General features: G+C 72.5%; 2 protein-coding genes. Both read left to right on the top strand.

Features of this window, described 5'->3' with window-relative positions:
• On the top strand, nucleotides 1-2,906 hold a 2,906-nt coding region (locus LIG30_RS23160; protein ID WP_038715871.1), incomplete at its 5' end, for an ImcF-related family protein.
• Nucleotides 2,903-4,819: a type VI secretion system baseplate subunit TssF gene (tssF, locus tag LIG30_RS23155; protein WP_083494155.1), complete on the top strand. Its 1,917-nt coding sequence runs from the start codon at nucleotides 2,903-2,905 to the stop codon at nucleotides 4,817-4,819. The genes LIG30_RS23160 and tssF, both read left to right, overlap by 4 nt.
• The last annotated feature ends 129 nt before the right edge of the window (nucleotides 4,820-4,948 follow it).

The raw sequence follows: 4,948 nt of genomic DNA, 5'->3' as shown, positions 1-4,948 counted from the left end.
GGCTCGCCACGGATCTCGGCTGGGCCGCGCCGGTCACGTTCCTGCACGCGGTGCCCGCGCAGGGCAGCCAACCCGACACATTCGACGCAATCGGCGCGTTTCCGGGTCCGGCACTCAAGGGCGCGCAACCGGCTGGGGCGTTGCGCGACCAGCTCGCCGCGATCGAGCGACACACCGCCGACGCGGGGGTACGGCTGTGCACCGCGCCCACCCGCATCACGTATCTCGCGCAGGTGTCGCAGTACATCGGCCAGCAGCGCACGCACATCGTGGCGGGCTGGGAGACCCTGCTGGCGTCGCCCTGGCTGCGCGCACCGCTCGCCGGGGTGATGTTCGCGCCGGTGTTCGCGACGCCCGCGACCGCTCCGGCGCGGGTGCCGCTGGCGGCCAACGCAGCGGGCCAACCGGGTTCCGAGGCGCGGCCCGCCGCGCCGGCGAACGAACCGGTGACGTTTGCGCCTCAGCCCGCGTCGTTGCGGCCCGTCTGGCACACGATCGCCCGCCGACGCGGGACCGGCCGGCGCGTAGGCGTCGACTGGCCGAACGCGCTGGCCCGGTTCGTCACCGTCGGGGCGATCGCGTGGTGCGCGTGGCTGACGGTGTCGTTCATCGGCAACCAGCAACTGATGCGCGCCGCACGCGCCACCGCGGATGCCGCGCTCGACGCGCGCCCGCGGACCGCGCCGGCCTGGCGCGCCCAGCTCGCGCTGCAGCAGCTGATCGGGACGCTCGAGTACCGCCAGCAGCACGGCGCGCCGTGGTATCTGCGCGCGGGGCTGTCGCGCAACGACGCGGTACTCGCGGCGCTCTGGCCGTCGTACCGGATCGTCGCGACCCGCAACCTGCAGGCGCCGGTCGTGAGCGCGCTCGAAGCGACGCTCCGGATCGCGGACGAAGCACGCGCCGACAGCCTGCAGCCGGCGCAGGCACGCGACGGCAGCTACGATGCGCTGAAGGCGTACCTGATGCTCGCCGAGCCGCGCCGGACGGACGCCGGGTTCCTGACGCGCGTGCTCGCCGCGCAGTGGCCGGGGCCTGCCGGGATGCCGGCGGGCGAACGCGACGACACCGGCCGGCGCCTCGCGGGCTTTTACGCCGATCACCTGAAGGCCCATCCCGACTGGCGGATCGCGCCGGACGACCGTCTCGTGACGGCGACCCGCGCGATGCTGGTCACGCAGCGGGGCCTCGCGTCGGCCGACGACACGGTCTATCAGGGCCTCCTCGACGCCGCGCAAGGCAAGTACGCGGACGCGTCGCTCGACACGCTGCTCGGCGGCACGGATGCGCGCGGCCTGTTTTCGGCGGCGCAGACGGTGCCGGGCCTCTATACCCGCGCCGCATGGGACGGCGTGATCGCCGCAGCGATCGACCGGGCATCGAGCGCGCGCCACCTCAGCGGCGACTGGGTGCTGACAGGTTCACAACCGGCGCCGACCGTCGCCAACACGCTTGCGCAGGGCGCGGCCGCGATCGACGAACAACGTGCGGCGGACGCGCTGAAACAGCGGCTGACGGCGCGTTATTTCGCCGACTACACGGCCGCCTGGCAGCGCATGCTGAACAGCGTCCGCTGGCAACCGGCGTCGAACCTGAACGGCGCGATCGAGCAGCTGGCGCGTCTGGCCGACGCGCAGACTTCGCCGCTGATCGCGTTGATGCAGGCGGTGCAGCGGCACGCGCAGGCGGGCCGGCCGTCGCAGGCGCTGACCGACACGCTGGTGCGCAAGGCGCAAGGCCTGATCGGCGGCGGAGGCCCATCCAGCGCGCCGGCCATCAACCCCCTCGACCCGTCGTTCGGCCCGCTGCTGGCGCTGATGGGCGACGCCGGCGACGGCAAGGGTGGGGCACCCGTCAACGTCGCGTTGACCGGCGTGAGCCTGTCGCGCTACCTGACGGCCGTCACGACGATGCGCCTGAAGCTGCAGCAGATTGCCGCCAGCGCGGACGCGCAGTCGACGGCGCGCGCGCTCGCGCAGGCGGTGTTCCAGGGCACGCTGTCGGAGCTGTCGCAGGCGCGCGACGACGCGGCGCTGACGGCCGCGAGCCTCGGCGCGGCGTGGTCGGGCTTCGGCGACGCGGCGTTCGCGCAGCCGCTCGAAGGCGCGTGGCAGACGATCCTGCAGCCGGCCGCGGCGAGCCTGAACGACGCGTGGCGCGCGAGCGTCGCCGCGCCGTTCAACGCGGCGATGGCCGGCCGCTATCCGTTCTTCGACACGCCGGCCGATGCGTCCTTCGCCGAGCTGGGCCGCTACGTGCGGCCCGACACGGGCCTGATCGCCCGCTTCATGACGACGCAGCTGGCCGGGGTGATCAAACTGCAGGGTGACCACTGGACGCCGAACGCGCTGGCGCCGCAGGCGCTGCGGTTCGACCCGGCGTTCGTCGCCGGCGTCCGGCAGCTGTCGACCGTCGGCGCGCAGCTGTACGGGCAGGGCGACGCGGGAGAAAAATTCGCGCTGATGGCGCTGCCGACCCCGAACGTGACGCGCTCCGAGCTGTCGGTCGACGGCCGGCGGATCGTCTACTTCAACCAGCAGGAAAGCTGGACGCCGCTCGCATGGCCGGGCGATGGCCTGAACGGGCACGCCCGGCTGACGTGGCAGACGCTCGACGCGGGCGTGCGGCAGGCGTTCGATGCGACGGGCGACTGGGCGTTCCTGCGGCTGCTGTCGCAGGCGGACGTGAAGCCGCTCGACGGCACGCGCTACCGGCTGACGTGGAATGCGGCGCACGGCGAGCCGCTGTCGTACGTGCTGCGCACGCAGCTCGGCGCGGGCCCGCTCGAGCTGCTGAAACTGCGCGGCTTCCGGATGCCCGAGCGGATCTTCATGGTCGGCACGGGGGGCACGATGCCGTCAGGCGTACCCGGACTGCCGCCGCTGCCACCGGAGTGGATGCCATGAGTGAGGATCGAACGCATCCCCGACACCCCGATGCCCAACCGGGCGAACGGAGTGACGCCGGGCCGCGGGACGGCAGGCGCGACGGCCGGCCGGACGACGCGCCCCGGACGTCCGCACCGGACGATCCGTTCCTGCGCTACTTCGATGCGGAGATGCGTTACCTGCGCGAGGCGGGGCGGGAATTCGCCCGGGCGCAGCCGCAGGCCGCCCGCCGGCTCGGCCTCGCGATGCCCGGCGCGCGCCACGACAGCGTCGAGCAGACGTACGAGGGGTTCGCGTTCCTCGCGGCCCGGCTGCGGATGAAGCTCGACGACGCGCTGCCGGAGCTCACCGATCCGCTGATCGACCACCTGTGGCCCCATGCGGGCCGCACGATCCCGTCGCTGGCGATTCTCGAGTGCGTGCCGCGCACCGGCGAGGCACGCGTGCTGGAGACGCTGCCGGCCGGCCTGCAGGTGCGCTCGACGCCGGTCGGCGAGGCAGGCACGGTGTGCGTCTACCGCACCACCCAGGCCGTCCGTCCGCTGCCGCTCGCCGTGCGCGAGGCGGGCGTGCGGATGCGCGACGACGGCCGCACGGTGATCCATCTGGCGTTCGACCTGATGCATCGCGAGCAGCGCCTGCTCGACGACCTGTCTCGCATCCGCCTCTACCTGCATGGCGATCGCCCGACCGCTTCGGCGCTCTATGCGGTGTTCACGCGCCAGGTCGAATCGATCGGCGTGCGCATGCCGGGCGTGCTGGACGGCCAGTTTCAGCCGCAGCCGGCCATGCGCTTCGAGGCCGCCGGCTTCGGCGCCGACACGCGGCTGTGGCCGGTCGATGACGACGGGCCCGACGCCGAGTGGGATCACGAGCAGACGCTGCTCGAATATTTCGCGTTTCCGGAGAAGTTTCACTTCGTCGACCTGTGCGGCTTCGACGCGGCCAGCGTGCCGGCGGGCGAGACGCGCATCGGGTTCGAGATCGTGATCGCCGGGCGCATCCCGGGTGACGTCACGTTCGACGCGCACCACATCCGCCTGCACTGCACGCCGGTGATCAACCTGTTCGAGCTGGATGCGCAGGCGATCCGGCCCAACGCGCACGACCGCGACTATCCGGTGCGCGCGCCGGCGTCCGCCGGCGCGTCCGTCGAACCGTACGACGCGCTGACGGTCGTCGCGGCCGATCCGGCCCACGCGACCCGGCATGCGTATCGATCCTTCAAGGCGTTCCGGCATCGCGGCGGGATGCTGCGCCACGAGGCGCCGGAACGGTATTACCACACGTCGATCCGCCATGGCGTGACGGGGCAGCGCGAGATGTGGCTGACGCTGGGCGGCCAGCTCTGGGAGGAACCCGGCAGCCTGCCGGACGGGCACGTGACGGTTCGCGTGCTGGCGAACAACGGGCGCCTGCCGCGCATGGCGCTGCGCGAATCGATGCTGGCCGAGCCGATGTCCGCGTTTGCCGGCATCGAGCGCGTGCGGAACCTGACGGCGCCGACGATGCCGCTGTATCCGCCGCGCGGCGGCCGCTACGCGTGGCAGGTGATGTCGCACTTCAACGGGGGCGGCTCGACCGAGCTGTCGATGATGGACGCGAATACGCTGCGGGGCGCGTTGTCGCTGTACGACTGGACGCAGCAGGACGACAACCGCCGGCGCATCGACGCGATCCACTATGCGTGGCTGGACGAGGAAGAGGAGGTGGTCGGCGCACGCGTCGACCGGATCGTCAACGTGAACGTCGGGATCGAGCCGGCCGGGTTTGCCGGACCGGGCGACGTCGCGCTGTTCGGCGACGTGCTGAGCCGCTTCGTCGGCCGCTATGCCTGTTTCCATTTTGCGGTGCGGCTGGTGATGTACGAGGGCGTGGGCGGGCCGGTCAGGCGCTATCCGCGCACGGTCAAGACAGGAGGCTGGTTGTGAAGCGGCATGCAAACCGGGCGAGGTGCCCGGCCCCGGCGCGACGGTGGACCTGTCGGCGCCGATCGCGGACGACGCGCAGGCCGTGGGCGTCGCGGCCTTCTTCCGCGATCAGGCGAACGCCGAGTGGCA

This window comes from Burkholderia sp. lig30 (assembly GCF_000687455.2).
Lineage (GTDB): Bacteria > Pseudomonadota > Gammaproteobacteria > Burkholderiales > Burkholderiaceae > Burkholderia.
This window is presented reverse-complemented; position numbering and strand designations above follow the sequence as displayed.

Coding starts and splice junctions, on each gene's coding strand:
- tssF (WP_083494155.1), top strand. CDS start 2,903: ATGAGTGAGGATCGAACGCATCCCCGACACCCCGATGCCCAACCGGGC.